The sequence below is a fragment of the Sporosarcina sp. ACRSL genome, assembly GCF_022346605.1.
Lineage (GTDB): Bacteria > Bacillota > Bacilli > Bacillales_A > Planococcaceae > Sporosarcina.
Window position 1 is genome coordinate 142,136 of record NZ_JAKRNT010000006.1, and the last position, 26,958, is coordinate 169,093.

The 26,958-nt window shown below is 43.5% G+C and carries 30 protein-coding genes; 10 read left to right on the forward strand and 20 right to left on the reverse strand.

Features of this window, described 5'->3' with window-relative positions; translation table 11 throughout:
• Positions 1–10: 10 nt before the first annotated feature.
• The 4 genes from MHZ92_RS10440 (at position 11) to MHZ92_RS10455 (ending at position 2,750) form a co-directional block, all read left to right on the forward strand.
• A complete protein-coding gene (locus MHZ92_RS10440; RefSeq protein ID WP_239431633.1) occupies positions 11–310 on the forward strand; it encodes a hypothetical protein in 300 nt (99 codons plus the stop codon).
• Between the two features lie 83 nt (positions 311–393).
• Entirely contained in the window at positions 394–714 is a 321-nt protein-coding gene (locus MHZ92_RS10445) for a general stress protein (RefSeq protein WP_239431634.1), read from the forward strand.
• A gap of 122 nt (positions 715–836) precedes the next feature.
• Positions 837–1,214, forward strand: coding sequence for a hypothetical protein (locus tag MHZ92_RS10450; protein ID WP_239431635.1), 378 nt, complete (start codon positions 837–839; stop codon positions 1,212–1,214).
• Positions 1,215–1,328: 114 nt separating this feature from the next.
• On the forward strand, positions 1,329–2,750 hold the full coding sequence (locus MHZ92_RS10455) for a tyrosine phenol-lyase (RefSeq protein ID WP_239431636.1): 1,422 nt from the start codon (positions 1,329–1,331) through the stop codon (positions 2,748–2,750).
• A gap of 81 nt (positions 2,751–2,831) precedes the next feature.
• Here MHZ92_RS10455 and MHZ92_RS10460 read toward each other — a convergent pair whose 3' ends face one another.
• The 11 genes from MHZ92_RS10460 to hisZ form a co-directional block, all read right to left on the reverse strand.
• On the reverse strand, positions 2,832–3,347 hold the full coding sequence (locus MHZ92_RS10460; RefSeq protein ID WP_239431637.1) for a hypothetical protein: 516 nt from the start codon (positions 3,345–3,347) through the stop codon (positions 2,832–2,834).
• A gap of 183 nt (positions 3,348–3,530) precedes the next feature.
• Complete coding sequence (gene rlmN, locus MHZ92_RS10465) at positions 3,531–4,598, reverse strand: 23S rRNA (adenine(2503)-C(2))-methyltransferase RlmN (protein WP_239431638.1); 1,068 nt, start codon at positions 4,596–4,598, stop codon at positions 3,531–3,533.
• Positions 4,599–4,694: 96 nt separating this feature from the next.
• On the reverse strand, positions 4,695–4,877 hold the full coding sequence (locus MHZ92_RS10470; RefSeq protein WP_239431639.1) for a hypothetical protein: 183 nt from the start codon (positions 4,875–4,877) through the stop codon (positions 4,695–4,697).
• An 86-nt stretch (positions 4,878–4,963) separates the two neighbouring features.
• Positions 4,964–6,031, reverse strand: a complete 1,068-nt coding sequence (gene hisC, locus MHZ92_RS10475) for a histidinol-phosphate transaminase (protein WP_239431640.1) — start codon at positions 6,029–6,031, stop codon at positions 4,964–4,966.
• On the reverse strand, positions 6,024–6,665 hold the full coding sequence (gene hisIE, locus MHZ92_RS10480) for a bifunctional phosphoribosyl-AMP cyclohydrolase/phosphoribosyl-ATP diphosphatase HisIE (RefSeq protein WP_239431641.1): 642 nt from the start codon (positions 6,663–6,665) through the stop codon (positions 6,024–6,026). Before hisIE ends, hisC begins: the two co-directional genes overlap by 8 nt.
• Positions 6,665–7,420, reverse strand: coding sequence for an imidazole glycerol phosphate synthase subunit HisF (gene hisF, locus MHZ92_RS10485; RefSeq protein ID WP_239431642.1), 756 nt, complete (start codon positions 7,418–7,420; stop codon positions 6,665–6,667). The genes hisIE and hisF overlap by 1 nt, the downstream gene beginning before the upstream one ends.
• Complete coding sequence (gene hisA / locus MHZ92_RS10490; RefSeq protein ID WP_239431643.1) at positions 7,417–8,130, reverse strand: 1-(5-phosphoribosyl)-5-[(5-phosphoribosylamino)methylideneamino]imidazole-4-carboxamide isomerase; 714 nt, start codon at positions 8,128–8,130, stop codon at positions 7,417–7,419. Before hisA ends, hisF begins: the two co-directional genes overlap by 4 nt.
• A 13-nt stretch (positions 8,131–8,143) precedes the next feature.
• A complete protein-coding gene (gene hisB / locus MHZ92_RS10495; RefSeq protein WP_239431644.1) occupies positions 8,144–8,728 on the reverse strand; it encodes an imidazoleglycerol-phosphate dehydratase HisB in 585 nt (194 codons plus the stop codon).
• Positions 8,725–10,005, reverse strand: coding sequence for a histidinol dehydrogenase (gene hisD / locus MHZ92_RS10500; protein WP_239431645.1), 1,281 nt, complete (start codon positions 10,003–10,005; stop codon positions 8,725–8,727). The genes hisB and hisD overlap by 4 nt, the downstream gene beginning before the upstream one ends.
• Positions 10,002–10,637, reverse strand: coding sequence for an ATP phosphoribosyltransferase (gene hisG, locus MHZ92_RS10505; protein WP_239431646.1), 636 nt, complete (start codon positions 10,635–10,637; stop codon positions 10,002–10,004). Before hisG ends, hisD begins: the two co-directional genes overlap by 4 nt.
• 38 nt (positions 10,638–10,675) lie before the next feature.
• Positions 10,676–11,638 carry an ATP phosphoribosyltransferase regulatory subunit gene (gene hisZ / locus MHZ92_RS10510; protein WP_239431647.1) on the reverse strand — a complete coding sequence of 321 codons (963 nt, stop codon included), beginning with the start codon at positions 11,636–11,638 and terminating at the stop codon, positions 10,676–10,678.
• Positions 11,639–11,741: 103 nt separating this feature from the next.
• Between hisZ and MHZ92_RS10515 the strand changes: the two genes are divergently transcribed.
• Complete coding sequence (locus MHZ92_RS10515; protein WP_239431648.1) at positions 11,742–12,536, forward strand: histidinol-phosphatase HisJ family protein; 795 nt, start codon at positions 11,742–11,744, stop codon at positions 12,534–12,536.
• Between the two features lie 22 nt (positions 12,537–12,558).
• A complete protein-coding gene (locus MHZ92_RS10520; protein ID WP_239431649.1) occupies positions 12,559–12,927 on the forward strand; it encodes a hypothetical protein in 369 nt (122 codons plus the stop codon).
• Positions 12,928–12,991: 64 nt separating this feature from the next.
• Here the strand turns inward: MHZ92_RS10520 and MHZ92_RS10525 are convergent, their stop codons facing one another.
• The 8 genes from MHZ92_RS10525 to MHZ92_RS10560 all read right to left on the reverse strand — a co-directional run bounded on the left by MHZ92_RS10525 (position 12,992) and on the right by MHZ92_RS10560 (position 23,298).
• Positions 12,992–13,573: a YdcF family protein gene (locus MHZ92_RS10525; RefSeq protein ID WP_239431650.1), complete on the reverse strand. Its 582-nt coding sequence runs from the start codon at positions 13,571–13,573 to the stop codon at positions 12,992–12,994.
• A gap of 63 nt (positions 13,574–13,636) precedes the next feature.
• A complete protein-coding gene (locus MHZ92_RS10530) occupies positions 13,637–14,311 on the reverse strand; it encodes an ABC transporter ATP-binding protein (RefSeq protein ID WP_239431651.1) in 675 nt (224 codons plus the stop codon).
• Positions 14,304–15,434 (reverse strand): ABC transporter permease, encoded by a 1,131-nt coding sequence (locus MHZ92_RS10535; protein WP_239431652.1) that lies wholly within the window; start codon positions 15,432–15,434, stop codon positions 14,304–14,306. The genes MHZ92_RS10530 and MHZ92_RS10535 overlap by 8 nt, the downstream gene beginning before the upstream one ends.
• Positions 15,431–16,654, reverse strand: coding sequence for an ABC transporter permease (locus MHZ92_RS10540; RefSeq protein ID WP_239431653.1), 1,224 nt, complete (start codon positions 16,652–16,654; stop codon positions 15,431–15,433). The genes MHZ92_RS10535 and MHZ92_RS10540 overlap by 4 nt, the downstream gene beginning before the upstream one ends.
• Before the next feature lie 18 nt (positions 16,655–16,672).
• A complete protein-coding gene (locus tag MHZ92_RS10545) occupies positions 16,673–18,262 on the reverse strand; it encodes a DUF6583 family protein (RefSeq protein WP_239431654.1) in 1,590 nt (529 codons plus the stop codon).
• Between the two features lie 187 nt (positions 18,263–18,449).
• Positions 18,450–19,658 (reverse strand): argininosuccinate synthase, encoded by a 1,209-nt coding sequence (locus MHZ92_RS10550; protein WP_239431655.1) that lies wholly within the window; start codon positions 19,656–19,658, stop codon positions 18,450–18,452.
• Between the two features lie 482 nt (positions 19,659–20,140).
• Entirely contained in the window at positions 20,141–21,520 is a 1,380-nt protein-coding gene (gene gdhA, locus MHZ92_RS10555; protein WP_239431656.1) for an NADP-specific glutamate dehydrogenase, read from the reverse strand.
• A 506-nt stretch (positions 21,521–22,026) separates the two neighbouring features.
• Complete coding sequence (locus tag MHZ92_RS10560; protein ID WP_370644686.1) at positions 22,027–23,298, reverse strand: LysM peptidoglycan-binding domain-containing protein; 1,272 nt, start codon at positions 23,296–23,298, stop codon at positions 22,027–22,029.
• A gap of 175 nt (positions 23,299–23,473) precedes the next feature.
• On the opposite strand from MHZ92_RS10560, the gene MHZ92_RS10565 reads away from it, so the two are divergent.
• Both MHZ92_RS10565 and MHZ92_RS10570 read left to right on the forward strand, forming a co-directional pair.
• Complete coding sequence (locus tag MHZ92_RS10565; RefSeq protein WP_239431658.1) at positions 23,474–24,115, forward strand: spore coat protein; 642 nt, start codon at positions 23,474–23,476, stop codon at positions 24,113–24,115.
• Positions 24,116–24,235: 120 nt separating this feature from the next.
• Positions 24,236–24,490 carry a hypothetical protein gene (locus MHZ92_RS10570; RefSeq protein ID WP_239431659.1) on the forward strand — a complete coding sequence of 85 codons (255 nt, stop codon included), beginning with the start codon at positions 24,236–24,238 and terminating at the stop codon, positions 24,488–24,490.
• 197 nt (positions 24,491–24,687) lie between these two features.
• Here the strand turns inward: MHZ92_RS10570 and MHZ92_RS10575 are convergent, their stop codons facing one another.
• Positions 24,688–25,587 (reverse strand): RluA family pseudouridine synthase, encoded by a 900-nt coding sequence (locus tag MHZ92_RS10575; RefSeq protein ID WP_239431660.1) that lies wholly within the window; start codon positions 25,585–25,587, stop codon positions 24,688–24,690.
• A gap of 107 nt (positions 25,588–25,694) precedes the next feature.
• Between MHZ92_RS10575 and MHZ92_RS10580 the strand changes: the two genes are divergently transcribed.
• Positions 25,695–26,357 carry an HAD family hydrolase gene (locus tag MHZ92_RS10580; RefSeq protein WP_239431661.1) on the forward strand — a complete coding sequence of 221 codons (663 nt, stop codon included), beginning with the start codon at positions 25,695–25,697 and terminating at the stop codon, positions 26,355–26,357.
• Positions 26,358–26,492: 135 nt separating this feature from the next.
• Positions 26,493–26,957, forward strand: coding sequence for a hypothetical protein (locus tag MHZ92_RS10585; protein ID WP_239431662.1), 465 nt, complete (start codon positions 26,493–26,495; stop codon positions 26,955–26,957).
• Position 26,958 lies beyond the last annotated feature (1 nt).

Consider the following 26,958-nt stretch of genomic DNA (forward strand, 5'->3'; position numbering starts at 1 on the left):
AGGAATCCGCTTGAAAGAATCGATCTCATCTTTAACCTACTACACAATCGAGCGGTCAATCGATTGGTTCGAACAGAAGCATCATCAAACATTTCGCACCCTTCTGTTATACGAGGAATCGATTGCCTCGTCAGACCAAACTTTTTCATTGAACGATGTACATGACGTATCCTATCGCCCATTTTCAAATGGCACCGGACTTTTTTATCTTCATACGAACCGTGGGGTTTTTACTTTCGGTGTGAATGAAAATCCGAATGAATTCATCAATTCCTATAAGCGTTTAAAAGGGGATCCTTTCGCTTTTTGATACGTTTGATGCATAGGCTCCTTAGTTTAATTTGTCCTTTTAGAGGTATAGATAAGACAAATACAACTAGGAGGTAATGTCAAATGGTCTTGAAAAAAATCGTTGAAAATGCCGTGCAGGCTAAAAAAGAAATCGATGAATTGACAGCACAAGGATATACGCATGACGATATCTATATATTCGCCCATGATAAAAAAAGGGCTGAGAATATAACGGATGCGCTTGACACAGAAACCGTCGGCATGAAGGAGCAAGGATTCCTTGACAGCATGAAAAACATGTTTACGTCACGTGGCGACGAGCTCCGCAGCAAAATGGAAGCGGCGGGATTAACAGCAGAAGATGCTGCTGACGCAGAAAAAGAGCTCGATCATGGAAAACTTGTGTTAATTGTAAAGAAATAATAATAATGAATTGTGGCTGATCCCTTCCTACAGGGACAGCCCTTTTTCATCCTTTTGCACCTACATTCAACACTTCCCCCTCTTTTTCCGTTATGATATGTACTGAAAGTGGGTGCAATTCGATGGATAATAAATTATGGAAAATAGGTTTTTTCACCGGCCTGACTTCCTTCGTACTTCTCATTTTAGGAATTCGGACCATCTTAGGGACTGAATTGGTATTTAAAAATTACTTGGCATTCGGCGTATTCGGCTTGATTGTCGGCATCCTTGCATCTTCTATGCTTTTTTATAATTTGAAGATTGCCTTTAGGATTTTCATGACAGCTCTCGTTTTAGGGTTTGCCGAGTTTTTTAGAAGTTTTCTCATGGACAAGGATGGATTTGGAGACTTAGCGGGCATTTTGTCGTTATTCATCATTACGACTTTCGGGTTTGGCATCGCAATCATCGTCCAATTTATCGTCATCGGCGTTCGGAAAATAAAAGAAAAAGACTGATGGAAAGGCCGTCTCTCTTCAATGGAGGGCGGTCTTTTTAAGATTCATTGAATATTAACATTCTAACTTGCTATAGTGAAAAGGGGAGAAACTTTTCGAAAGGGGATGGATGAAGTGAAAAGAAGAACTGCAGAACCTTATAAGATTAAAAGTGTTGAGACACTTTCAATGCTTACTTATGTGGAACGCAAACAGTCTCTTGAACGCGCCGGATACAATACGTTTTTAATTGACTCCGATGACGTGTACATTGATTTGTTAACGGATAGCGGGACGACAGCAATGAGTGATGCGCAATGGGGAGCGCTCATGACCGGTGACGAAGCCTATGCAGGAAGCAAGAGCTGGAAGCGATTGGAGCAAGCTGTACGGGATGTATACGGCTATCGCTACGTATTGCCGACGCATCAAGGTCGGGGTGCCGAAAATATTTTATCGCAGTTGAAAATTAAAGAAGGCGATTATGTACCAGGCAATATGTACTTCACGACGACGCGTGCACATCAAGAAATGAATGGTGCTACATTTGTCGACATCATCATCGACGAAGCGCATGACCCGACGATCGACCTCCCATTTAAAGGGAATGTAGACTTGGATAAGGTGCGTGAGTTGATTGAACGAGTCGGTGCTGAAAAGATCCCTTACGTCTGTCTTGCGGTCACGGTGAATCTTGCAGGCGGTCAGCCTGTCAGCATGCAAAATATGAAAGAAGTCTATGAACTGTGCAAGTCACATAATATCGACGTCATGCTCGATGCGACGCGTTGTGTTGAAAACGCTTACTTTATTAAAGAGCGTGAGGAAGGTTATGCCGACCGCACTGTTGCGGACATATTGAAGGAAATGATGTCCTATTCCGACGGTTGTACGATGAGCGGCAAGAAGGATTGCCTTGTCAATATCGGCGGGTTTCTCGCAATGAATGACGAAGACCTTTATATACGGTCTCGCGAGCTCGTGGTCGTGTACGAAGGAATGCCTTCCTATGGCGGAATGGCTGGCCGGGATATGGAAGCGATGGCGATTGGTATTCGCGAGGCGGTCGATGACCATTATATCGAGCACCGGATCGGTCAAGTGAGGTATCTCGGACAACAGCTGATTGATGCAGGAATTCCGATTGTCCAACCGATCGGTGGCCATGCAGTATTCTTGGACGCCCGGGCTTTCTTGCCCCATTTGAGGCAGGAGGAATTTCCGGCACAGGCGCTTGCTGCTGCTCTTTATTTGGATTCCGGCGTTCGGAGCATGGAACGTGGCATCGTATCGGCAGGACGGAATAATAAGACGGGCGAGCACAATCGCCCTAATCTTGAATTAGTGCGTCTGACGATTCCACGTCGGGTATATACGAATAATCATATGGATGTCGTCGTCGATTCAATTTTGGCGTTATATGAGAAAAGGGATGCCATTTGCGGATTGCGCATGGTTTACGAGCCGCCGACACTCCGCTTCTTCAACGCCCGCTTCGCACCACTCTCGGAAAACGGAGAGTTGATTGGTGAAGAGAATAGGAAGTTTAACGTGTGAAATAAAGGAGCCCTTGTATGGTCATCGAGAAAAAAACGCTCAGTTTGAGCGTTTTTTTGATTTATATTTACTATAATTCTATTAATTATTAATTGGTAATTCTACTTTCTCTAGGAGTATTACCGCAGCTTTGTTTTCCTCGAATCCAATCTCTAGGTTGATCATATTTTCTTTATCAAAATAGCCAATTATGTCTAATCCACTTTCAACTCTTTCATAAAAGTCCTCACCATATGCTTGAATAACATCTTCTTTTGTATCGCTCACTGTAATTCCTTTTGCCGTTTGATAATTATTGTTGAAATAATAGCGAAACACTTTATCCTCCATAATCCCAAACTCGATTCCTTCATAAATTAGATATTTTGAGGTTGGATTGGTTTCAATATTAACTTTTACTGGTTTGCCAAAAGTCCCTGTAACATCATTTGTAGTTGAGTTTATTTTGATTGAGCTTACATTTTCCTCTGAGAGATTAATGCTCTCCGTACTATTATAGAAATCCGTTTTACTCTTAGCGAAGGGATCACATCCTATTACAAATAAAAGCATAAATAGACTAAAAATTAGTGTTCCAAATTTCGTTTTACTCTTCAATTTAAAACTCCACCTTAATACTTATTACTATATTATTTAACGAAAATGGTTTGTAAAGGTTCGAAATTACACTTAACAACTAAACCACCCTCAGTATTAGCACGTAAATTGATGTAGAAACAAAAAAGGAGACATAAATTCATATGTGAATTATGTCTCCTTACTGGCATGCGTTTTTCGTATTTATTTCGCTGTTTTTTCTTTCTTGATTTGCTTGCTTCGTAATTGTCCGCAAGCTGCGTCAATGTCTGACCCTTGTTCCCAGCGGACGCCACAGTTAATGCCGCGTTTCTTCAATGCTTCATAAAACGACTTGATCGCTTCAGGTTTGCTTCGTTGGTATTGTCCATGCTCATCAACTGGGTTGTACGGAATGAGGTTCACGTAAGACAAATGCCGTTTGTTATGAAGCAGCTTTGCCAATTGCTCGGCTTCTGCGATGTGATCGTTTACGTCATCCAATAGGATGTATTCGAAAGTGATCCGACGGTTTGTCGTTTCCAAATAGTAATCGATTGCATCCATCAGCTTTTCGATCGGGTACGCTTTGTTAATTTTCATAATGCTCGTCCGAAGATCATTGTTCGGTGCATGAAGGGATACCGCCAAGTTGATTTGGATATTTTCTTCAGCAAACTCACGGATTTTCGGTGTCAAGCCACTTGTAGACACAGTGATGTGTCGAGCGCCGATCGATAAGCCTTTCTGGTCATTGACGACACGCAGGAAGTTCATCAAATTCGTATAGTTGTCGAACGGTTCCCCAATACCCATGACGACGATATGGCTAACACGTTCCCCTGCGCCGACTTCGTCTAGATGCTCTTGCACTTTCATAATTTGTCCAACGATTTCTCCGGCATCCAAATCCCTGTTTTTCCGCAATAAACCGCTGGCGCAGAAACTGCATCCAATATTGCACCCGACTTGTGTCGTTACACATACCGAGTAGCCATAAGGAAATTTCATCAAAACAGTTTCAATCAAGTTGCCGTCTTGCATCTTAAACAGGAATTTAATCGTTCCATCATTCGAAACTTGCTTCACCGACTGTTCAAGCGTCTGTATTACAAAATTCTCCTCCAATAATTGAAGGCATTCTTTATTTATATTCGACATATCTGCAAAGTTGTTGACGCGCTTTTTGTAAAGCCAGTCCCAAACTTGTGCAGCACGGAATTTCTTTTGTCCATTATCGACTAGCCAATTTGTCAATTGATCCAATGTTAAGCCGTAAATTGATTTTTTCATGTCAATTCCTCACTTCTAACTTTTGCATTCAGTCAGTATACCATAAAAACAGCAAAAAAAGAAGAAAAAAGCTGTATCAAATAAGTACAGCTTTCATTATTTTGGCTCGTTTGCACGATTTTTATCCTGTTTTATTTTCATGACAAGAACGAAAGTATTCAATACTGCTAATACAGTGAACAAAATGGCAACAGCTGTTCGCCCTTTTGTGAAAAAGTCAATTGCAAAATAGCCCAATAAGATGATCAATGCGATATCGATAAATTTCGGGGTAGTCATCTGGATGCCTTCCTCCTTAACGTTAAACGTCCATTTGACACCAGTATAGCAGTTCCGTACCCAGCATTGCCATTGAATATTCAAATTCAGTTTTCGCCAGCTAGTATCCATTCTAGTTTCTTTAATAGACTGTCCATCTGTTCATCCGTACCAATTGTAATACGGAAATAGTTATCGATGCCGGATTGATTGAAATGGCGTACAAGAATGCCTTCGTCCTTCAATTTCGTATATAAATCTACAGCTCGCATGTTTGAATGGGAAGCAAAGACAAAATTCGTTTGAGACGGCAAAACATTAAATCCTAATTCTTTCAACGCTTCTGTGAGACGTTCTCGGGTTTCCTTAATTTTCAAGACTGTTTCGTCAAAGTATTTTTGATCCTTGAAAGCCGCAGTCGCCCCGGCAATTGCAAGCCTGTCAATCGTATAGGAGTTGAATGAATCTTTAATTCTTATAAGCGCTTCGATCAATGCAGGGTGACCAATCGCATAGCCAACACGCATACCCGCAAGTGATCTGGATTTTGATGTCGTTTGGACGACAAGAAGATTTTCATGCGACTTGACCAATTGAACTGCGGACTCAGGTGCAAAATCGATATAGGCTTCATCGATGATGACGACAGTATCTGGGTTGTTCACGACGACGGACTCGACCCATGATAGGTCCATATATAGGCTTGTCGGTGCATTTGGATTTGGCAAGATGACGCCTCCATCAGCTCCGAAGAAAGGCTTTGCGGGCAATGTAAAGTCTTCATTCACTTCAATCGTCTCATATGGAATGTTAAACAGTTTAGCATACACTGGGTAGAAGCTATATGTAATCGCCGGGAAGCGGATCGGTTTACCAGGATTGAAAAAGGCCATGAATGAAAATGCGAGGACTTCATCCGACCCGTTTCCGACGAAGACCTGTTCCGCAGAGATGCCATTCGTTTCCGCGATGACACGCCGCAATTCGTCCACTGTAGGAGAAGGATACAACCGGAGCTGCCCTTCCAGTTGCTTCAATATGGCTTCCTTCACTAGTGGACTTGGGGGGTACGGATTTTCATTCGTATTCAATTTGATAATATCCCGATCATTTAATTGTTCACCTGGCACATACGGTTCCGTCCGCTTCACCATTTCACTCCAAAATTTACTCATTCCGCAACACTTCCTTCTTCGGCCTTCTTTCCCGAAGGATGGACTTCACGTCATCGACCGACACGTCGAGCAGTTCCATGAGGACAAGCGTATGATACGTCAAGTCGGCAATTTCATTCGTCAGTTCATCCTTATCCCGGTTTTTAGCGCCGATGACAACCTCTGTCGATTCTTCTCCAATCTTTTTCAACACTTTGTCGACCCCTTCACGAAAGAGGTACGAAGTATAAGAGCCTTCAACCGGATTTGCACGGCGCTCCTTTATTTCATCGACGACTTCATGCACGACTGAGCGTACTGAACTCTCTTTTTCGAATTGGGTCGAATAAAAGCATGTCGTTTCTCCCGTATGGCACGCGGGGCCAAGCGGCGTTACTTGAAGGAGTATTGTATCTTGATCGCAATCGATGGAGAGCCGTTTAACAATTTGACGATTGCCGGAAGTTGCGCCTTTATTCCACAGTTCCTGCCTGGAACGACTATAAAACCAAGCCTCTTCCGTTTCAATCGTCTTTTGGATCGCCTCGCGATTCATATAGGCGAGCATGAGAACTTCACCTGTCCGCTCATCTTGGACGATGGCGGGAATTAAACCGTTTTGATCAAATAAAAGTGCTTCAATTTCCATTTGCATTACGCATCATTCCTCACAACTTGTTTTTCCAGATACGTCTTCAATTCCGCAATATCGATTTCTTCGAAATGGAATACCGAAGCGGCAAGGGCGGCACTTGCCTTCCCTGCTGTCAATACTTCCACGAAATGCTCGGGCTTGCCTGCTCCCCCGCTTGCAATGATCGGAATACTGACTGCCTCCGCAATCGCTTTGTTGAGGTCGATATCATAACCATCCTTTACGCCGTCTTCGTCAATGCTGTTGACGACAAGTTCACCTGCGCCTAATCGCTCACCTTGTTTAGCCCATTCGATCGCATCTAGTCCAGTTTCTTCCATGCCGCCTTTTGCGAAGACAGACCATTTATCAGGACCCGTTTTCTTAACGTCCATTGAAAGGATGATCCGCTCGGAGCCAAATTTCTCGGCCGCTTCTTTGATCAAATCAGGATTTTTTAAAGCAGCGCTGTTAATGGAAACTTTATCCCCACCGATGCTGAAAATTTTCTCAATGTCATCAGTTGTCCGAATGCCTCCCCCGACGATGAAAGGAATCGGAACTTCCTTTGCAATTTCTTCTATTAAATCAAGGAACATATCCCTGTTTTTCGTAGAGGCGGATATATCATAAAAGACGAGTTCGTCCGCACCGTCTGCTACATATTTTTTTGCAAGCGTAAGCGGATCCGCAATTTCAGCGACATCCAAAAACTTCTTCCCTTTTACAACTTTCCGGTTATCGACGTCCATGCAAGGAATGATTCGGTTTTTCATCGTTTAGCCTCCAATACAGTTTCCAAAGTGAGAGTCCCTTCATACAACGCTTTTCCGATGATGGCTCCGTATAGCCCCATCTCTCTCAGTTTTCGAACATCCTCTTCGGTCGAGACACCGCCGGAAGCGATAATGTCCATATCGGCTGCACGATTCATCACATATAATTCATCAAAATTCGGCCCTTGCATCATGCCATCTTTTTGAATATCGGTGTAGACGACCGTTTGAACTCCTATTTCCTCAAGCTTACGTAACAATTTGACCGCTTTGACATCTGACGTTTCCGTCCAACCGTCCGTTGCGACAAATCCATTGCGTGCATCGATTGATACTGCAATTTTTTCACCGTATTTGGCGACAGCATCCTTTAGAAAATCCGGATCTTGAACGGCGGCTGTCCCGATAATGACTCTGCTAACGCCATTTGCAATATGCGAATCAATCGTTTCCATCGATCGTATCCCCCCGCCGACTTGCACAGGGACATTGACTGCCTTCGCAATTTCAGCGATCGCTTCCTTGTTTAATGAATCACCGGTTTTCGCGCCATCCAAATCGACGACATGTATATACTCGGCACCTTGCCTTTCCCATTCCACTGCCACGTCCGAAGGCGAGTCATTGTAAACCGTTTCCTGATCATAATCGCCTTGGATTAGACGGACGCATTTGCCTCCCCGGATATCAATTGCTGGAAATAAAATCATTGTGGACTCCCCCTTATAAAATACCCTTCGTTGAGGGAACCCCCTCAATTTCCGGATTTATCGTACTCGCAATACGCAATGCCCTGCCAAAGCTTTTAAAAATGGATTCGATAATATGATGACTGTTTTTACCGTATTGCAAATTGATATGCAACGTCACATTGGCATGTCTCGTAAAAGCGTGGAAAAACTCCTCTACCAATTCGGTATCGAAATCTCCTACTTTATCTTTCAATCCTTCAACATTATAGACTAGAAAGGAGCGTCCACTAATATCGAGTGATACGGTGGACAACGCTTCATCCATCGGCGTCGAAACAAGCGAATACCGTTCAATGCCTTCCTTGTTCCCGATAGCAGTATTAAAAGCCTGACCAAGCACAATTCCGATATCCTCGACGGTATGATGCTGATCGACAGCTAGATCGCCATCGCAAGCCACCTTTAAGTCAAATCTTCCGTGATTCGCGAACAACGTCAACATATGATCGAGAAAACCGACACCCGTCCGTATGTCCGTTTTGCCTGTTCCATCGATTGAAAACTCCAAGTCGATCGATGTTTCTGCAGTGCTCCTCGAAATTCTTTCACTTCTCACTCCGCTTCCTCCTTCCGAAGCCGGATCGATTCAGCATGACCCGTCAATCGCTCCGCTTCCGCCAGTACAATAATGTCATCCGCGACATCTTTTAATGCTTCCTCTGTATATTGAATGATGCTCGATCTTTTCAAAAAATCGTAAACACCTAATGGAGACGAAAATGCAGCTGTTCCGCTTGTTGGCAACGTATGATTCGGTCCCGCCATATAATCGCCCAATGCTTCTGGAGAATACGGGCCAATAAAAATGGCGCCTGCATTCCGGATGAACGGCAATTGAGCCATCGGATTTTCCACCATAATTTGCAAATGCTCAGGTGCAATTCCGTTTACGACATCAAGTGCGTCGGTTAGTGATCCAACTACGACAATCCTACCGAAATCGTTGATGGAACGGCTTGCAACATCCTTTCGTTCCATTTCGGACAACCTTTTTTCAACTTCCGCCACAAGCTGTCCAGCAAACAGCTCGCTTGTCGTCACACAGATGGCTGCCGCCCTCTCGTCATGCTCCGCTTGGGATAATAAATCGACTGCAACATAGGCAGGGTTTGCGGTTTCATCCGCCAATACACAAATTTCACTTGGACCCGCAATCATATCGATGGCCACGTCACCGAATACCCATTTCTTCGCCCTTGCAACGTATGCATTGCCTGGACCTGTTATTTTCATCACTTTACGAATTGTTTCCGTCCCGTAAGCCATCGCCGCGATCGCCTGTGCGCCGCCCATTTTATAGACGACGTCTACGCCTGTTTCTTTAGCAGCCACCAATACGTACGGGTTCACTTTCCCGTCTTGCTGAGGCGGAGTTGAGATTGCAATATGTCCGACACCGGCAATTTTTGCAGGAATGACATTCATCAAAACCGTCGACGGATACGCAGCCTTGCCTCCCGGTACGTAGATGCCGACCTTTTCAATCGGGGTCACTTGTTGTCCAAGCAATATGCCTTTCTCTTGTCGTATAAACCAAGAACGTTCCTTCTGTTCATTGTGGAAGTCTGTAATTCTTTGTTTCGCCTTCAGAAGAGACGCTATAAAAGACTGTGAAACGAGCGAATACGCTTCATCAAATTCATCATCCGTGACGATAAGGTTTTCCAACTTCGCGCCATCGAACCGCTCGGTATACGTATGTATGGCAGCATCTCCGTTCAAACGAACATCGTTGATGATCGACAACACTTTTCGATCAAACTCTAGGTCTCCGTTCTGCTCTTCCCGCTTCTGATTTTCTTTCGCGAATTCCGCTGCAGTGACGATTTTCATGAATACACCTCCAACCCTTTTTTGACATCGGAAATGAAATCTTGGATCCGCTCTGTTTTAATGGCATAACTTGCTTTATTTACAATCAATCTTGCACTTACTTCCGTGATTGTCTCAAGAACAACTAAACCATTCTCTTTCAGTGTTGTGCCCGTCTCAACGATATCGACAATGCAATCTGCTAAACCGATGAGCGGCGCAAGTTCAACCGACCCGTTCAGTTTGATGATGTCAGTACGAATCCCCTTTTGATCAAAATGAGATTTTGCGATGTTCGGATATTTGGAGGCAACTTTTAACTGGGTTCGTGCACCAAGCTCGGTGTCAGGAAATCCTGCTATGGCCACTTTGCATTTTCCGATGCCAAGATCCAATAACTCATAAACGTCCTTAGGATCCTCGAGCAGCACATCTTTGCCGATCACCCCGATATCAGCTGCCCCTTGTTCCACGTATGTTGGCACATCGACTGCCTTCACGAAAATGAGCTTAATCGATTTCGTTTCATCCATGAAAATCAGTTTTCTGCTCTTGTGGTCATAATCGGAAAAAAGGATCCCCGCTTCCGTCAGTAACGTAATTGCCTGATTTGCAATTCTTCCTTTAGCCATCGCGACAGTCAAAATCTCCATTCGGCATCCTCCTTTTATTCCTTAATTGGCCCCTTGATTTAACGCTCAAACAATCTCTGATTATCTGAAGCCTTCAATAATGTTTCAATTTCACACGCGAATCCGACTGCAGGAAGATCGGCTCCGAATTCATGACCTAATCGATCATAGCGTCCGCCCATTAATACCGGCTTGCCGAAACGTCCTACATACCCTTGAAACAGGATGCCCGAGTAATAATCCATCCGGTTGATCAATCCAAAATCGAGGACGATATCGTCTTCAAATCCATACGACGCTAACCCTCGGCAAACTTCTGCGATATAAGAAAGGGTTTCTTGCATGCGGGGCGTTGAAGAAACCTGCTCTGCCCGCTTTAACACCTCTCTCGGTTTTCCGTACAAATTAGGAATTTGCGAAATCGCATGTTTCATGTCCGAAGGGGCTTCTACATTTTCGAGGAAAAGGGCAATTTCCACACTGTTCTTTGCCTGTATTAATGCTTTCAGCTGATCGAGCTCGTTTTCGGTTAGTGGAAGTTGACCAATCATTTCATCAAAAAAGGCTGAATGTCCAATTTCAATTTTGATGTTATCGAACTCCAAGTCCTTCATCGTCTGTAGTGCCAAACTAATCGTTTCCGCATCAGCTTCAGGTGATTTTTCGGTAAAATATTCGATGCCCGCTTGTGTCCGTTCTATTTTTTCCGAAGGATCGGATGACCGGCGAAACACTTCCTGTATATAATAAAAGCGGTGTTCACTTGTCAGTTTGCGGTGTGCGTGAGACAATTCCTGTGTGATGGGAATGGTTACATCGGGTCTCAGGACGAAAACCTCTCCCGACGGATCAATCACTTTCACCATTTCCTTACGGTTAACAGAGCTCGTCACTTTCGAATAGAGGTCATACCGTTCGAAAGCCGGTGTTTTTATCCGTTGGAATCCATATGTAGAGAATCGTTTGCTTAATGAACGAACCGTTTGTTCAAATTGTTCAACTTCTTTCAAATCGAGATTCATGCCACACCACCTCTTTTTCACTTCATCACTTTACTATGTTAAAGTTATAACGTACTATATATCTATATTTATTGTTTGTCAACTGATAGGAGGAATTTTTTAAATGTTTGATTACCATATGCATAGTTCGTTTTCGGGAGATTGCACCGTCGATATGGAGGAAATGGTGAAAGGAGCGATTGCTAAAGGCGTATCAGAAATTTGTTTTACAGAACATATTGATTATGATTATCCGGATGATTCGATAGAATTTGATTTTGATAAACAGAAATATGACGAGCGAATTATAGAGTTGAGAAGGAAATACGAAGGGCAGATCCGAATCAAAAAAGGCGTAGAAATCGGTGTGCAGCCGCATTTATTGGAAAGATATGATGGGATGCTTAAAGAGGAGTCATTTGATTTTATTATTTGTTCGATGCATACCGTCGACCGGAAAGGGTTGCATTACGGAGACCTGTTCAAGGGGAGTACAGTCGAGGAAGCGTCTTTGAAGTATTACAATGAATTGCTTCATTGCGTGAAAAACTTTACGAACTATTCCATTTTAGGACATGTTGATTTGATCAAACGGTATGCGCCTGAAGTGCTCGAGAATGATTTCCATGATGTATTACGTGAAATCTTTAACGTGATCATTCCCGCTGGAAAGGGGATCGAGTTGAATACGTCAGGAGTTCGTTATGGGCTGCCGAACGGGTTGCCGAGTGATGATGTATTGAAGTTGTATAAGGAATGTGGCGGGGAGATTATTACGTTAGGATCTGATGCGCATAAACCGGAACAGATCGCTTTTGATTTCAAGGAATCGCTTGAGCTGTTGCAGTCCATCGGCTTTCGATACATTGCAACGTTTGAAGGACTGAAACCGACTTTCCATTCGATTGATAGACTTTGATTTGAGGAGGAAGAGGCTTGCTTTGAGCGCGGGATGGGTCGCTTTGGGCGCGGAAACCCTCGCATTGGACGCGAGACCGCTTGCTTTGGACGCGGGACCACTCGCTTTGGACGCGGAACAACTCGCTTTGGACGCGGAACAACTCGGTTTGGGCGTGGAACCACTCACTTCGAGCGCGAGACCGCTCACTTCGAGCGCGAGACCGCTCACTTCGGGCGCGGGACCTCTCACTTCGGGCGCGGGACCTCTCACTTCGGGCGCGGGACCTCTCACTTCGAGCGCGGGACCTCTCACTTCGAGCGCGAGACCGCTCACTTCGGGCGCGGGGCCACTCACTTCGAGCGCGGGACCGCTCACTTCGGGCGCGGGACCACTTGCTTTGGACGCTTAAGAAATCAATTCAAACAAAAAAGGGATTGCTCCAGAGTTTCTGGACATCCCTTTTTGCATTCGTATCACTTTCCAACAACTACAGTCTTAATCAAAGCGAGTCTTTCCCTTACGTTGTGTTTCCCTTCCACTGACTTTGGTGTCTTAGCTGGCAATGCGTCTGTCTTAAGGTCGAAACTGTCTACAATCATCCTTGCTCGTGCCAGATGGAAATCACTCGTGATGATTGTGACGGCATTGACATCCTCTGGCAGTAACTTCTTCGAATACAGGAGATTCTCGTATGTCGATGTCGACTCGGTTTCGAGCAGCAGTCGATCCTCATCGACACCGTGCTCCGCTAAATATCGTCGCATCGCCTCACCTTCTGCAATGTCTTCGTCTGGGCCTTGACCACCTGATAGAATGAATTTCACGTGAGGGTGTGCTTCCGCATAGGAGAGTGCCTCTTCCAATCGATAACGCAAAGTTAGTGACGGTGTCTCCCCGTTCACTTTTGCCCCGAGGATAATGGCATATTCATTCGTGCCATCCGCTACAGGTTTTTGTCCATCCGCCATCCATTTACCTAACAACAGCCACGTTCCGATTCCGAATAAAATCGCTGCAATCCCGATTGTTATCCCCAACTTCTTAGTTTTCTTCACTTGATCACCTATTCAAGTTCGTATTAGTATATGAGGGGTCTGTTGTAAAAATGGCTGATTCTTTCAAGATAACCGTTCCACAACAATTCCTCGTTCTTTCAACAAGGACGTGTAAAATGGATCGTCGCCAATTGAATAGACGCGGTCGCATACATTCGTAATTTCATCCATGTCATGCGATGTATATAAAATCATTTTTCCTTCCTTTTTGGCCAAGTCACGCAAATAATTGCCGATTTCCGTTTTTGATTTCAAATCGATGCCGACCGTAGGCTCATCCAATAAAAGAAAAATTGGGTCATGCAATAGGCTGATCGCTATATTAAGTTTGCGCTTCATCCCGCCGGATAGTGAATGGACAGGTTCCTTCCACTGTGTCAACTGCATCTCGAGACAAAGGTTTCTACACTCTTCCAGCGATCGTCTTTTCCAAGAAAGCCTTTCGAAAAAACGCATATTCTCCTCAACTGTGTACTCATCCCAAATTGCAATGTCTTGGGGGACGTAACCGATTTTCTGTCGAATCTGCTTAAGATCATCCTCATATCGCTTACCATGTAAACGCAATTCGCCTGCGGAAGGTTGCAAGACAGTTGCCAATATTTGCAGTAATGTTGATTTTCCTGCACCGTTTTCTCCGACGAGTCCGACAATTTCTCCTTCTTTCATTTGAAATGAAACATGATGCAACACCATTTTTCGTCTATATCGTTTTTGAACTTCTTTTACTTCAAGCAAATTGCTTTCCCCCCTTCACTCTCCATATAACGAGCACGACTAGTAATGCGAATAACCAAACGATTGGAATTGTCATGGTCAATAACGAACGGACTGGACTGATGAATTCAATCCACTGTAGTTGTCTCGACAAAGCATCCAACGGCACGACAGCCCCTCCAGTCACGGTTAATAAAAGTGAAACGGCTATTCCCGTTATGTAGTACATGAATAGATGACGATAGACAATCGCGAGTAAAAATGCGAATAGATTCAACGTCATCCTAAAGACAAGCATCGGGAGTATGAAAGACAAGGAAATCGAATCGTGTAAAACAAAGTGGAAGACAAACAAGGCAATCCCGTCCGACAAGATTGTCAGTAATGAGTACAATGCTAACATCCGAAGTGCGTAGCTTTTAAACGAAGTTGACGTATATAGCCATCTCACTTTCATCGATGGACGGCTTTCCTTAATCATCCAGTCGAAAATGAAAAAGGCTGCAATCATTGTAAAAAACGCCCAAACCGCTCTACTATTCAATAATTCCATCGGTTTCTCATCTGACTGCGCTGTTTGTTTTCCGTATGAAAAACTTGTGTGGAGTAGGCTCTCATTCCTTTGCTTCTCCTCGCTTCTTTGGATGATCTCATCATAGTTCCATTCATCTTCCATGCCGTATTCTTGATAAAGATGCCGGATGACCATTGCCGCTTTCGCTCTTGAAATATCTTGCTGGGCTAGTGACATGACGGTTTCAGAAATGGCAGGATAGGCAAAGGAGCGATTGGAGGAGTAAGCTTCAATCAAGCCATTCCTTCTATTTGCCAAAACAGATTCTTCGTACCCTTCCCGTATGACGAACACACTGTCTAGCTCGTGTTGTTTTAACTTATGAAGTGCATCATCCAGTTCCAAGTAATGGACTGCCAACATGTCGTTTTTCTCTATCTCTTCCGCCAATTTTGCTGCCAGGGCAGATTGCTCTTCTACAATAAGTGCAATCGGCACTTTCGACTCCTCCTGCAATAAGCCGAATGTCTTCATGACGACAACGGTTAAGAAAATCGGAGCGAGAAGCCAGCAAATGACACTTTTCCATTCCTTTTTCAACCGGAATAATTGAGCAGGCATTCGAATCATCTGTTCCACCTCGCTTTCCAACCGAGCGACATCGATAATGCAAGGATTAGGGCGAACGCATAGATCGCTAGCGACGTGTAATTCGCATAATTACGACCTTCCAGCACAAGGTCCATCATCCACCCGAGAGCAATCAGTGAAAATAAATAAGAAAAGAAAATTTGCATTTCTTGTGGAAAATAAAACGTCGGAATCAAAGCACCACTCACGAGGATCGTGACGAAGACAAATAGGCATTGCAATAACAACCCGATCTTCTTTGACTGTATCCAGACGTCAATTAATGCAATAGAACAAAGTAGAATGAAAGCGTAAAGGAAGGCGAACAATCCAAAACGGATGAAGTCCACCGTGTAAAATTCGATTCCCAGTAATTTTATGAGTAAGATAAAAGGTACCCCGGCGAGAATCGAACTGACTAATAGTGAGACGAGTATCCTTGCCGCTACTCTCTGTCCAATTGTTACGCCGAACAGCATCATCCGGGCACCCATTGATTTCGATTCATCATTATGTAGGACGATGTAAAAGGACAGCAGCCAAACGGAAAGGACGATGAACCATGCCGAGACAACAAAGTAGTTCAGTGGTGAAGAGGTAGCCGAATTGTTCAATAGCTCTTCATCTAGCAGCCTATCTTTTCCTAGCGTATAAAGTGTAAAATCGATAAATTGGTCAAACATCATTTCCATCCGCTCATCGCGAGTCATCGGCGTCTCTTTTGCATAATCATTGATGACTAAAATATTTGCTTGGGCAGCCGCAATGTATCTAGCTAAACTATCCACAAGTTGTTTCGCGATGAAGCTGTCAATTGGTCTCGATGGATTTCCAATCATCGGAATGGTCACCGATTCCCCTTCGTAAAGGTCATCCGTGAACTTTTCCGGCAATGAAAACGACGTGCTAATTTCATTCCGTTCCATGAGTCGTTCTGCTTCTTCTTTTGTCGCTGGAATGATTTGTATAAATTGTTGCCCATTTGCTGTTTCCGTCAACAATTTGCTGATCAGCTTTGACTCGGTTGTTTGGTCTTCATCGACTAATGCGACACGGATCGGGGCGTTTTCGTCTGGCACGATTAAACCTGCCGCAAGTCCAACTAACAATCCGATGAGAACAAGCGGGAATAGAAAAAGAAGAAGAAGGGTCGCCCGCTTCTTCTTCAGCTGTTTCAAGTGTTCAATCGTAAAAAATAGTATCTTTCGTATTGACTGCAAACAGTCCACTTCCAATCATCAGAAGTTCTCAAGCTCTCTTTGGAGATCGCCCATTAGTTCAGTGACCCATTTCTCGAACTCCTCGGCCAATTCATTTCCAAGGTCATCTAATTCCCGACTGCTCATATTTCCGACATCGACGAGCTTTTCGGACTCACTTGGCATTTCCACTTTTTTCACGATTTTCCCTTCCTTTTTCAAGCGAAGATATATATCGGATGAAGATATAGCACCTGAAGGATCAATAATTGTAAAATCATTGTCCGATTTCATTGAATCTTTTTCATGTGTCGCTTTTCCACTCCAAACGAGTCTTGGAGAAAAATCATCGTCTGATACGGAGAATTCCCGATTAAATGTACGTTCTTTCCCATCAAGTTCTTCTTTCCCTTTATAGGTAATGACCGTATCTTCCGCGGAGATTGTAATCGTATCATCCGACTTCCCGTCTTTCCACGTCAAGTCTCCTTTGAAATTCAAGACAGCATCTTCTCCACTATGAGGGTCCATCCCTGTGAATGAATAATCCCATTTCTGTCCAGATTTCTCTAATAACTGCACGCCTTCAAATGTAAATGTTGCGATGCTTTCTTCGAATTCACCCATCGACATTGTGAATTCTCGCTTCACAATGCTGTTCGACTTATGCCAGATTGTTGATTTGATTCCATCCGGTATATGCAGACTTTCGATCCCATCAATTGCTTCGTCCAACGAGTCTTCAAAATCCCGTATCATCTCGGTAAGTTGCCGAGCTGAAATATCATCTGTCATAGTCGAAAAAGCAATTTGCTCTTTTAGCAATGCCTTCAACTTTTCATCTGTCCGTGCTTTTTTGAATAAATTCACTAGTAATGTCTTCACTTGTTCTTCCGACAGGTTCATTTCGACTTTTTCAGTGTTGATTTTCTCGCCAAATAGATCAATTTCTTCCTTTTCACTTGTAAACGCTTCTTCAGGCAACTCGTGATAGAGGTACTCCATATATTCTTCTTTCACGTATGTTTGGAATTCTCCAGTCATCGCAAATTGCTCTTCGAATAGATGCGAAAGGCCGAGTTTATCAGGACCTTCATAAAAACTGTCCGTTTCCCTCATCAATTTACCGTAATCCTCATCCATGAAATAGAGCAGTTTATCGGTAAACGGCAATGCGGCCATAAATCTTTCAGGGGTTATATAAAATGTAACGAAGTCCGATGAAATACTTCCGAATGCTCCGCTAAAATTTATTTCCCATTCCTTCTCAACAGGATCTTTCACTTGCTTCATAGAAAGAGTCGTGTTGTTTACAATTCTTTGCAATTCAACCATATCGTAACTAGCGCTAGGGTCATTCCATTCCGCCGAAAGGTCAAAGCTTGTTTCAACCGGCTTCGTTTTTTGTACATCCATCCAGTCTACTTCATTTTTATAACGCTCTTCGAATAGGTCTCCTATTTGTGCAAATGTCTTCGTTTCTGCTAACAAGTACTTCACTTTTGGTGACTTGTTCAATAAAAAGAAGGCAGAAACCGATCCGGCACCTATCAATACGACAACTGTCAACAGAGCAATCAATAGTGCGGGCGATTTTCGTTTCCCTATTGTTTCTTGAACACCATCCACTACATTTCCTCCCTACCTAATCCTTTATAGATTGCTAATCTTATGCATCATACAAAATTTTACTACAAAAAAAGGATAATTGTTCCTTATTTCGTAAATTGAATAGTAATAGCTAGTTAGCAAGTTAGGATTTCAGTCCCATAAACAGGAAAAAGACCTACTGCTTTTTTGCAGAAGGTCTGGATGATCAATTTTTCACTGTTTGTTTTTTATTCACCGTGCTATGCACTTCTGTCGGTAGACCCCATAGTTGGATGAAGCCAACTGCCGCTGATTGATCGAATTCATCATCAGACGTATATGTTGCCAACTTCTCATCATATAACGAGTTGGACGATTTTCTGCCTTCGACGATTGCGTGCCCTTTGAACAATTTGACACGGACGACACCATTGACGTATTGCTGCGTCTCTTTCACAAAAGCTTCCAACGCATTTCGTAAAGGCGAGAACCATAAGCCATTATAGATGAGCTCACTTAGCTTCTGAGAAACGATTGGCTTGAAGTGGGCGACGTCTTTGACGAGTGTGATATCTTCCAATTCTTTATGTGCCTTCAACAATGTAATCGCGCCTGGACATTCGTACACTTCACGGGATTTAATGCCGACGAGACGGTTTTCGACGTGATCAATTCTACCGACGCCATGTTTTCCGGCGATTTCGTTCAATTTCAAAATCAGTTCGCTCAGTGGGTATTTTTTGCCGTCAATGCTCACTGGCACCCCTTTATCAAATTCAATTTCAATAATATCCGGCTGATCCGGAGCTTCTTCAATCGAAACTGTCAATCCGAACGCATCTTCAGGCGGTGCAGCCCAAGGATCTTCAAGGATGCCACATTCATTGCTTCGGCCCCATAAATTTTGGTCGATGGAATAAGGGCTGTCAAGGTCGATCGGAATCGGGATATTCTTCTTTTTCGCATAAGCGATTTCTTCTTCACGCGACCAGCTCCATTCACGGACGGGCGCAATTACTTCAAGCGACGGATCAAGTGCTTTGATGGCCACTTCAAAACGAACTTGGTCATTGCCTTTCCCTGTGCAACCATGCGCAACAGCCGTTGCATTTTCCTTATGCGCCACTTCTACAAGCTTTTTGGAAATCAATGGACGCGACAAAGCGGAGACGAGCGGATATTTATCTTCATAATACGTGCGAGCCTGCAATGCGAGCAATGCATATTCTTGTGCAAACTCTTCTTTTGCATCGATTACATAGCTGTTCACCGCACCGACTTGCAAAGCTTTTTGCTGAATGAACTGCAAGTCTTTCCCTTCACCGACGTCCAGGCAACAAGCGACGACATCGTACCCTTTATCCGTTAACCATTGAACTGCCACTGAGGTATCAAGACCACCTGAATATGCTAAAACGACTTTTTTATTTCCCATTCTTTTCATCCTCCCTTATCTATCGGTATGCATCTTTATTCATTGTAATGTATATTTATAATAACACACATATTTTGAATATCAATAGTTTTGGTTGTAGAAATTTAAAAAGGCATAATAAAACTACCTTACCGATGTATGTAAGGTAGTTTCAGCCTGTTGACAAACGCTCGCATCCGTTGTTGGGGCCTACAGGAAGTAGGTCATGCATCCGTCGCCGCAGGACGCGGCGCCTTTAGGATGCCTTCCTCCGCTCGTCCGCTCATGAACTTTAGTTTATTCGCGTCTTCGCTCCACTTCGCGCGGGCTCGCAGGAGGCGAGTCATGCAACCGTCGCCACAGGACGTGGCGCTCTTAGGTTGCCTTCCTTGACAAGCGTTTTCAATCAGGCTGAGGAGATCCTAATTATCTAGTAATTCCCTAAAATTGAGTGTAGACAAAGTCAAAATTCGACTTTGTCTACACTCTGGTTGTTTTTGTAATTATCGAATACCGTGAGCAACCATTGCATTGGCGACTTTTAGGAATCCTGCGATATTGGCGCCCATGACAAGGTTTCCTGGTTTGCCGAATTGTTCGGCCGCTTCTTTACAGCTTTCATAAATGTTTTTCATCACCGTTTTTAGGCGCATGTCCACTTCTTCTTCCGTCCATGCTAATCTCATGCTGTTTTGCGACATTTCCATTGCGGATACAGCGACTCCTCCTGCATTTGCGGCTTTTGCTGGGGCAAAGAGAATGTTGTTTTCGAGGAAAATATTGATAGCTTCGATATTGCATGGCATATTGGCACCTTCCCCAAGTGCTTTTAATCCATTTGCAATGAGCATATGTGCAGAAACTTCGTCGATTTCATTTTGCGTTGCACATGGAAGAGCGATGTCACAAGGGATGGACCAAATCTTTGTACAATCTTCATGGTATTCGGCGTCGAGATGTTCTTTCGTATATTCCCAAATCCGTTTATTCTCTACTTCCTTCAATCGTTTTACGGTGTTAAGATCGATGCCATTCTTATCGTAAATATATCCTGAGGAATCACTGCAAGCAACGACTTTTGCTCCGAGTTGCTGAGCTTTCTCCATCGCATACGTCGAGACGTTTCCCGATCCAGATACAACGACCGTACTATCTTTGAATGACAGTCCGTTCTCATTCAACATTTCCTCAACAAAATAGACTGTACCGTATCCTGTCGCTTCCTTCCGTCCTAAAGAGCCTCCATGATTCGGATCCTTGCCTGTCAGGACGCCCGCCTCGTAGCCGCCTTTTAAACGGTTATAATGGCCGAACATATAGCCGATTTCCCGTTTTCCGACACCGATATCACCGGCAGGAACGTCAATATCCGGACCGATATATTTGCTTAACTCCGTCATAAAGCTTTGAGTGAAGCGCATGATTTCCCGCTCTGACTTCCCTTTCGGATCAAAGTCGGAGCCACCTTTTCCCGCTCCGATCGGCTGCCCTGTCAGCGCATTTTTAAAAATCTGCTCAAAAGCAAGAAACTTCATGATGCTATTATTCACAGAAGGATGAAAACGGATTCCGCCTTTGTACGGACCTAGATCGCTATTGAATTGTACACGGAACCCTCGATTGACATGGACTTTCCCTTTATCATCCTCCCAAGCGACCCGAAATGAAATGATCCGCTCAGGCTCCGTAATACGCTCAAGGATTCCGTTTCGAATGTATTCAGGATGCTTGGCAAAGACCGGACGTAGCGAATCGAAAATTTCTCTCGTAGCTTGCAAAAATTCCTTTTCATCCGGATTTCTTTTTTTCACAAGCTCATACACTTCATGCACATAATCATTCGCACGGCTTCGGTTGTCTCGGGTATTATCCACTTTTGTCATTTCCCTCATCCTTTCTTGAAACTAGCGAAGAAAACATTGGATGGTGTTAATACTGTAAATGTAAATTAATATTTCAAAATCGTTTCTTCGTTTTATTAAGTATTACTGAAAATATGAATATATACAACTACTTTTTCAGATTACGAAAATTTCATATGCTATAATATGACGGTTTGAGTAATTTTGTCGAATTTAGGAGTACGAAAATAAAATCATTTACACATTTCTGAACATAGATTATTATTAGATATATCCAAATTCTAGTTTTCACGATTTGGAAATCGACTATAAAGAGAAAGAGGAGATGCTTTTTGAAATTCAGCAAAATGTTGCGCGCTGTCATAGGAGCCAATTTAGTAATATTAATGGCTTTCGCATTCCTACCTGCTCTGTTAATCAACCCTGAGATGGACGTTTTCCAAAGCGTAATCAAGTATATTTCAAAGGAATAAGTACAGATTCATCAAAGGAACCATATGTGCTTAGCACATATGGTTCCTTTTTCGTCATCGCTTTCGGATGATGAAATTGTCATGGAGTAGCAGCCAGTTTTGCGGGAATGCTAATCCTAGCTTCCAGTACATGATTCCACGTAAGTTGAATTCCTTTATCAAGTTAAATTTGGCTTGGATGCTCCGTGCATCTTCAAACCAAACATCGTGGCGAACGCCGTTATTATCCCAATAAAGGAAAAATGGTGCTTGGGCAACCGGATCGAATTGGATATTCGCATTTCGCCTGATTGCCAAATTGGTCGCTGATTTTGGACTGAGCGCTCTTGCTGCAACCCCTGTTACAGGCGGATATGGGTACGTCCAATCATAGCCATATAAATTTTGTCCAAGAAAAATCTTTTCAGGCGGAATCTGACTGACTGCGAATTCAACGACCCGACGAACTTGATTGAGAGGGCTTACAGCTTGTGGTTCACTATAGGAATACCCCCATTCATACGTCATTAACGTAACGAAATCGCAAATTTCCCCGTGCGCTTTAAAATCAATCCCGCCATAGATCCCCGTTAGAGCGGGACTATTTTTAGGCGGCAACGCAGAGGATAAGGTCAAGCCTGCCGGATGGAAGCGGTCGCGTGCATTTCGTAGAAACGTATTGTATAATTCCCGGTCTGCCGGTCTAACGAATTCAAAATCGAAATGGACATCTGAGAAACCAATTCTTTTAGCAGTCTGGACAATATTTTGGAGAAGTCGGTTTTGCACAGTTTGATCGGTAAAGAACACGTGGGCCAAATCGCCACTGAACGCGAAGTTCTCCAAGTTTGTGACTGCCATCGCATTTAAAACGCCGGCTCGTGCGGCAATTTCAGGAATATCGTCAGTGGGCGGTGCTTTCAACGATCCATCGCGCTGTGCCTCATAGCTGAACATCGCTAAATACGTCAAATCCTCCTCTACCCTAGTCCGCACTTCCTGGACTTGAGTGTTTATCGTCGCTTCCCTTGTTTCAACGTATAAAAACGTATCGATAATCGTCCTTCTTCTTTGAGGTATATACAACCGTTGACCTACCTGTAACATGCTCGTCGGTGAAATGCCATTGATCCTTGCAAGCTCTTCAACCGTTGTGCCATATAATTGAGCAATGCTATAAAGTGATTGACCCGGCCTGACCAAGTGAAAGCTGCCTGTTATCGGAATGACAAGCGCTTGACCAACAACGATACGGGATGGATCGCTTAATTCATTCGCCGTTGCGATTTCCTCATGTGAAATGCCATACGCTTGACCGATGCTGTATAGGCTTTGTCCTTGTTGCACGACGTGTATTTGCACTTTTATCCACTGCCTTTCATTGACAAAATGTCCTTTAACTTATGCTATTTTCAGGAGTCTGTGATTATGCGTATTTTGAAATTTTTACATGCATATAGCTTCCTGTTGAAGCCATACTACATCTGATTGAAAATCATTGAAGAAAAGGAGGATTACTATTTTGACGCAAAATCAATTCGGTGGTGAAATGCATCAAAATATGCATACAGGGGCAATCCCACAACAGATGAACCACGGGGGACACGAGCTTTTCGATGTTCACGAAGTACTTTCCGGCACAATAGCCACATTGAACCAGGCGATGATTTTACGGCCACATGTAAAGGATCCCGAGTTGCTCGATATTTTGGACAGGCAGTACCGTTTTACCTTGGACGAGTATAATATTACGGTGGAATGCTTTAAAACTGGCAAGGACCCGTCGCATCCGACAGGTAGCTACAAGATGAAGCAAGGAAATGATTTCGTCTACGGCATGAAGCAATCACAACCGAAGAAGCCAATGCAAAATGCAAATGAGATTAATGATGAGATGATTTCAGGCTTCCTTCTCGGTTCCGCAAAAATGAATGCATCTGCTAAAACGATGGCTGCTCTTGAAGTGACGAACCCAGTCGTCAGACGTGTATTGGCGGATTCGGTTCCGAACTGTATTGAAATGGCGTATGAGCTTTCGATTTATCAAAACAAGAACCATTATTACCAAGTACCGCAGCTTGCTCAACAGGATATGCAGGCATTATTGAATGCATATGCTCCTATGCAAGGCCAGCCAGGCATGCCGAATAATACGGTACAATAAAGAAAACTGCCTTGACACAATGTCAGGGCAGTTTTGTTTTAAAAGAACAATGTTGTTATAAATCGTTGATTTTATGTCGGTGCTCGTAACGCTTCGCTTTACTCGCAAAAGCCGTTCTTCGTGACGGCTTTCACTACAGGCGGACGCTTTCCGCGGGCACGGCTTCAGCCAATCGAACAGCGAAGGGTTCGATTTGCCTTAATTTCTGCGTTCTTTGCAGAAATTAAGGCAGCCAATCTTTGTGCTCGTAACGCTGCACTTTTACTCGCAAAAGCCGTTCTTCGTGACGGCAGGTGCAAAGATGTGCTCGTAACGCTTCGCTTTTACTCGCAAAAGCCGTTCTTCGTGACGGCAGGTGCAAAGATGTGCTCGTAACGCTTCGCTTTTACTCGCAAAAGCCGTTCTTCGTTACGGCAAGTGCAAAGATGTGCTCGTAACGCTTCGCTTTTACTCGCAAAAGCCGTTCTTCGTTACGGCTTTCGCAGGAGTCGCCGCCCTCCGCTTCAATCAACAGCATTTCCTGATATAAGAGTAAGCATAACAAACGAGAATAGTTGACCATACATCGACTCTTATAATGATTTATTGACAAAAGATGATGGGATCGGGGATTCGAATTTCATTACTTCTTTTGATACAGGGTGGATGACTGTCAGGGCAGTTGCGTGCAGGCCGAGTCTTTTGATTGGATTGACGGTTGAGCCGTATTTTTTGTCACCGACGACAGGATGACCGATTTCCTCCATATGGACGCGAATTTGATTTTTTCTACCTGTTTCCAATTTGACTTCCAATAACGAATACTTTCGGTTCGATTTTATTTTCCGATAGTGCGTGATGGCTAGTTGGCCCCCATTGTCCGTCGGGTTGGAATAGACTTTAAACGTCCTCGTTTCTTTTAGCCAGGATTTAATCGTGTCCGACTCTTTTTTGACATTCCCTTCAACTAATGCTGTATAGATCCTTTCCTTCACCATTTCATCCCAATTATCCTGTAATGTCTTCTTCACCTGCTCCGATTTCGCGAACAAGAGCACGCCTGATGTATCTCGGTCCAATCGATGGACGATGAAAACTCTCTGTCGCGGATCCTGCCTTTTAACATAAGCGGATACTTCGCTGAATGCGGTCGTCTCATTTTTATCTTTTGCCGCCATCGATAACAGACTGTGTTCCTTATCGATGACGATAATTGCATCATCCTCGTAGATGATTGACAAACCTGTTAACTTGCTTTCATTCAATGCGGCCTTATTTGCGAGGATTTCCACTTTTTGTCCGGGTAGCAGTGGATGGTTATGTTTCGTCACTGTTCGCCCATCCACAGACACTTGTCCTCTCGTCAATATCGACTTCACGGAATTCCGGCTATTCTTTTTCATGTTTTCCAATAAAAACGGCAGCAGTTCCGCTTCTTCATTCACTGAGAACACGAAGGAATCTTCCCTTTTTTTCTTCTGGTTTTTATACATAACTCGTCTCCTCACTCTCTTCGTCAATTATCCATAAATTGCCCTTTGATTTCAAACACTGTATCATTTATGTCAAAAGCTTTTGTCTACAAAAGGGGGATGTATTCATGAAAGTTGCTATATTTGATTTTGACGGGACACTCTATTCGAAAGAAACATTTACATTATTAATGGATCATTTGAAAGAGCATCCGACGTATCGTTCTAAGTATAAGACTTTTTTCCGCGAAATCCTCCCAATATATATCGGATACAAAATGAAAATTGTTCCCGAAGCGAAAATGAGGGAGCGATCGATGCAAATCTATGCGAATGCCTTGAATTCTTTAACTAAAATAGAGCTTGAACAATATTTTGGTGAAATGAAGGACAGCATGCGACAAGCTTTCAACGAGGATGTTGTTTCGAAGGTCAGACAGCACCGTAATGACGATATACATGTCATGCTTGTATCCGGTGCTTACACTCCATTATTACACGCAGTAACGGATGGCATTGAGTTTGATACGGTCATTGGAACGGATATACCGTTTACAGAAGACGGCGCGTTTGACCATCATACTTCGATCTATCATATCCAAGGCAAACGGAAAACCGAGAAGGTCATGGAAACATTAGAAGGAAATCAAATCGACTGGGAACAGAGCTATGCATATGGGGACAGCTATTCGGACCTCCCTGTACTTGAACTCGTCGGAAACCCAGTTGCGGTGAAACCTGACGAACGGTTAAAGAAGGTAGCTGAAGAAAGAAATTGGACGGTTTTATGATAACTCATAGTTCCTAGCGAGAAACACCAAGTAACGGCTCCATTGGGAGTCGTTTTTGATTTGCTTGTTTACGAGTCTTTCGTTTGGGTATAGAAGGGTGGATTAAATCGATGAGATGGTATGAGGTGATTCTATTTGAATTTAATCATTCGTTTGATTGCAACAGGAGTCATAGCTGGATCTGTTTTAACTTTACTAATGAAGCTGGTTTATGAAATCACCGGAAATAAAGCGTATGTACTTCTATATAATACCGATTATATCCCCGTACTGAATAAATGGGAATCGAGCGAAGTATTCGGCATTACATTCCATTATGTTTTTTGCATCGCCAGCGTCATCGGTCTTTATTTCATCCTGCGGGCCTTCCAGTTGGAACGGCGTATGCTCCCCTACTTTTTTACATACACGATTGGAAGCGGCGTTCTCTTTTTCCTGACATCCTTAACAGACAAACCGCCAGCGTGGACGGATACGAAAGCATGGTTTTACTGGACAGTAAGTCACGCAGTGTACAGTTGGATTGTCGGGTTCCTCATCATCCGTTGGATTCATAGGAAAGAAAAGGTTTCTATTTCTACATATGAAATGGAAATTTGAA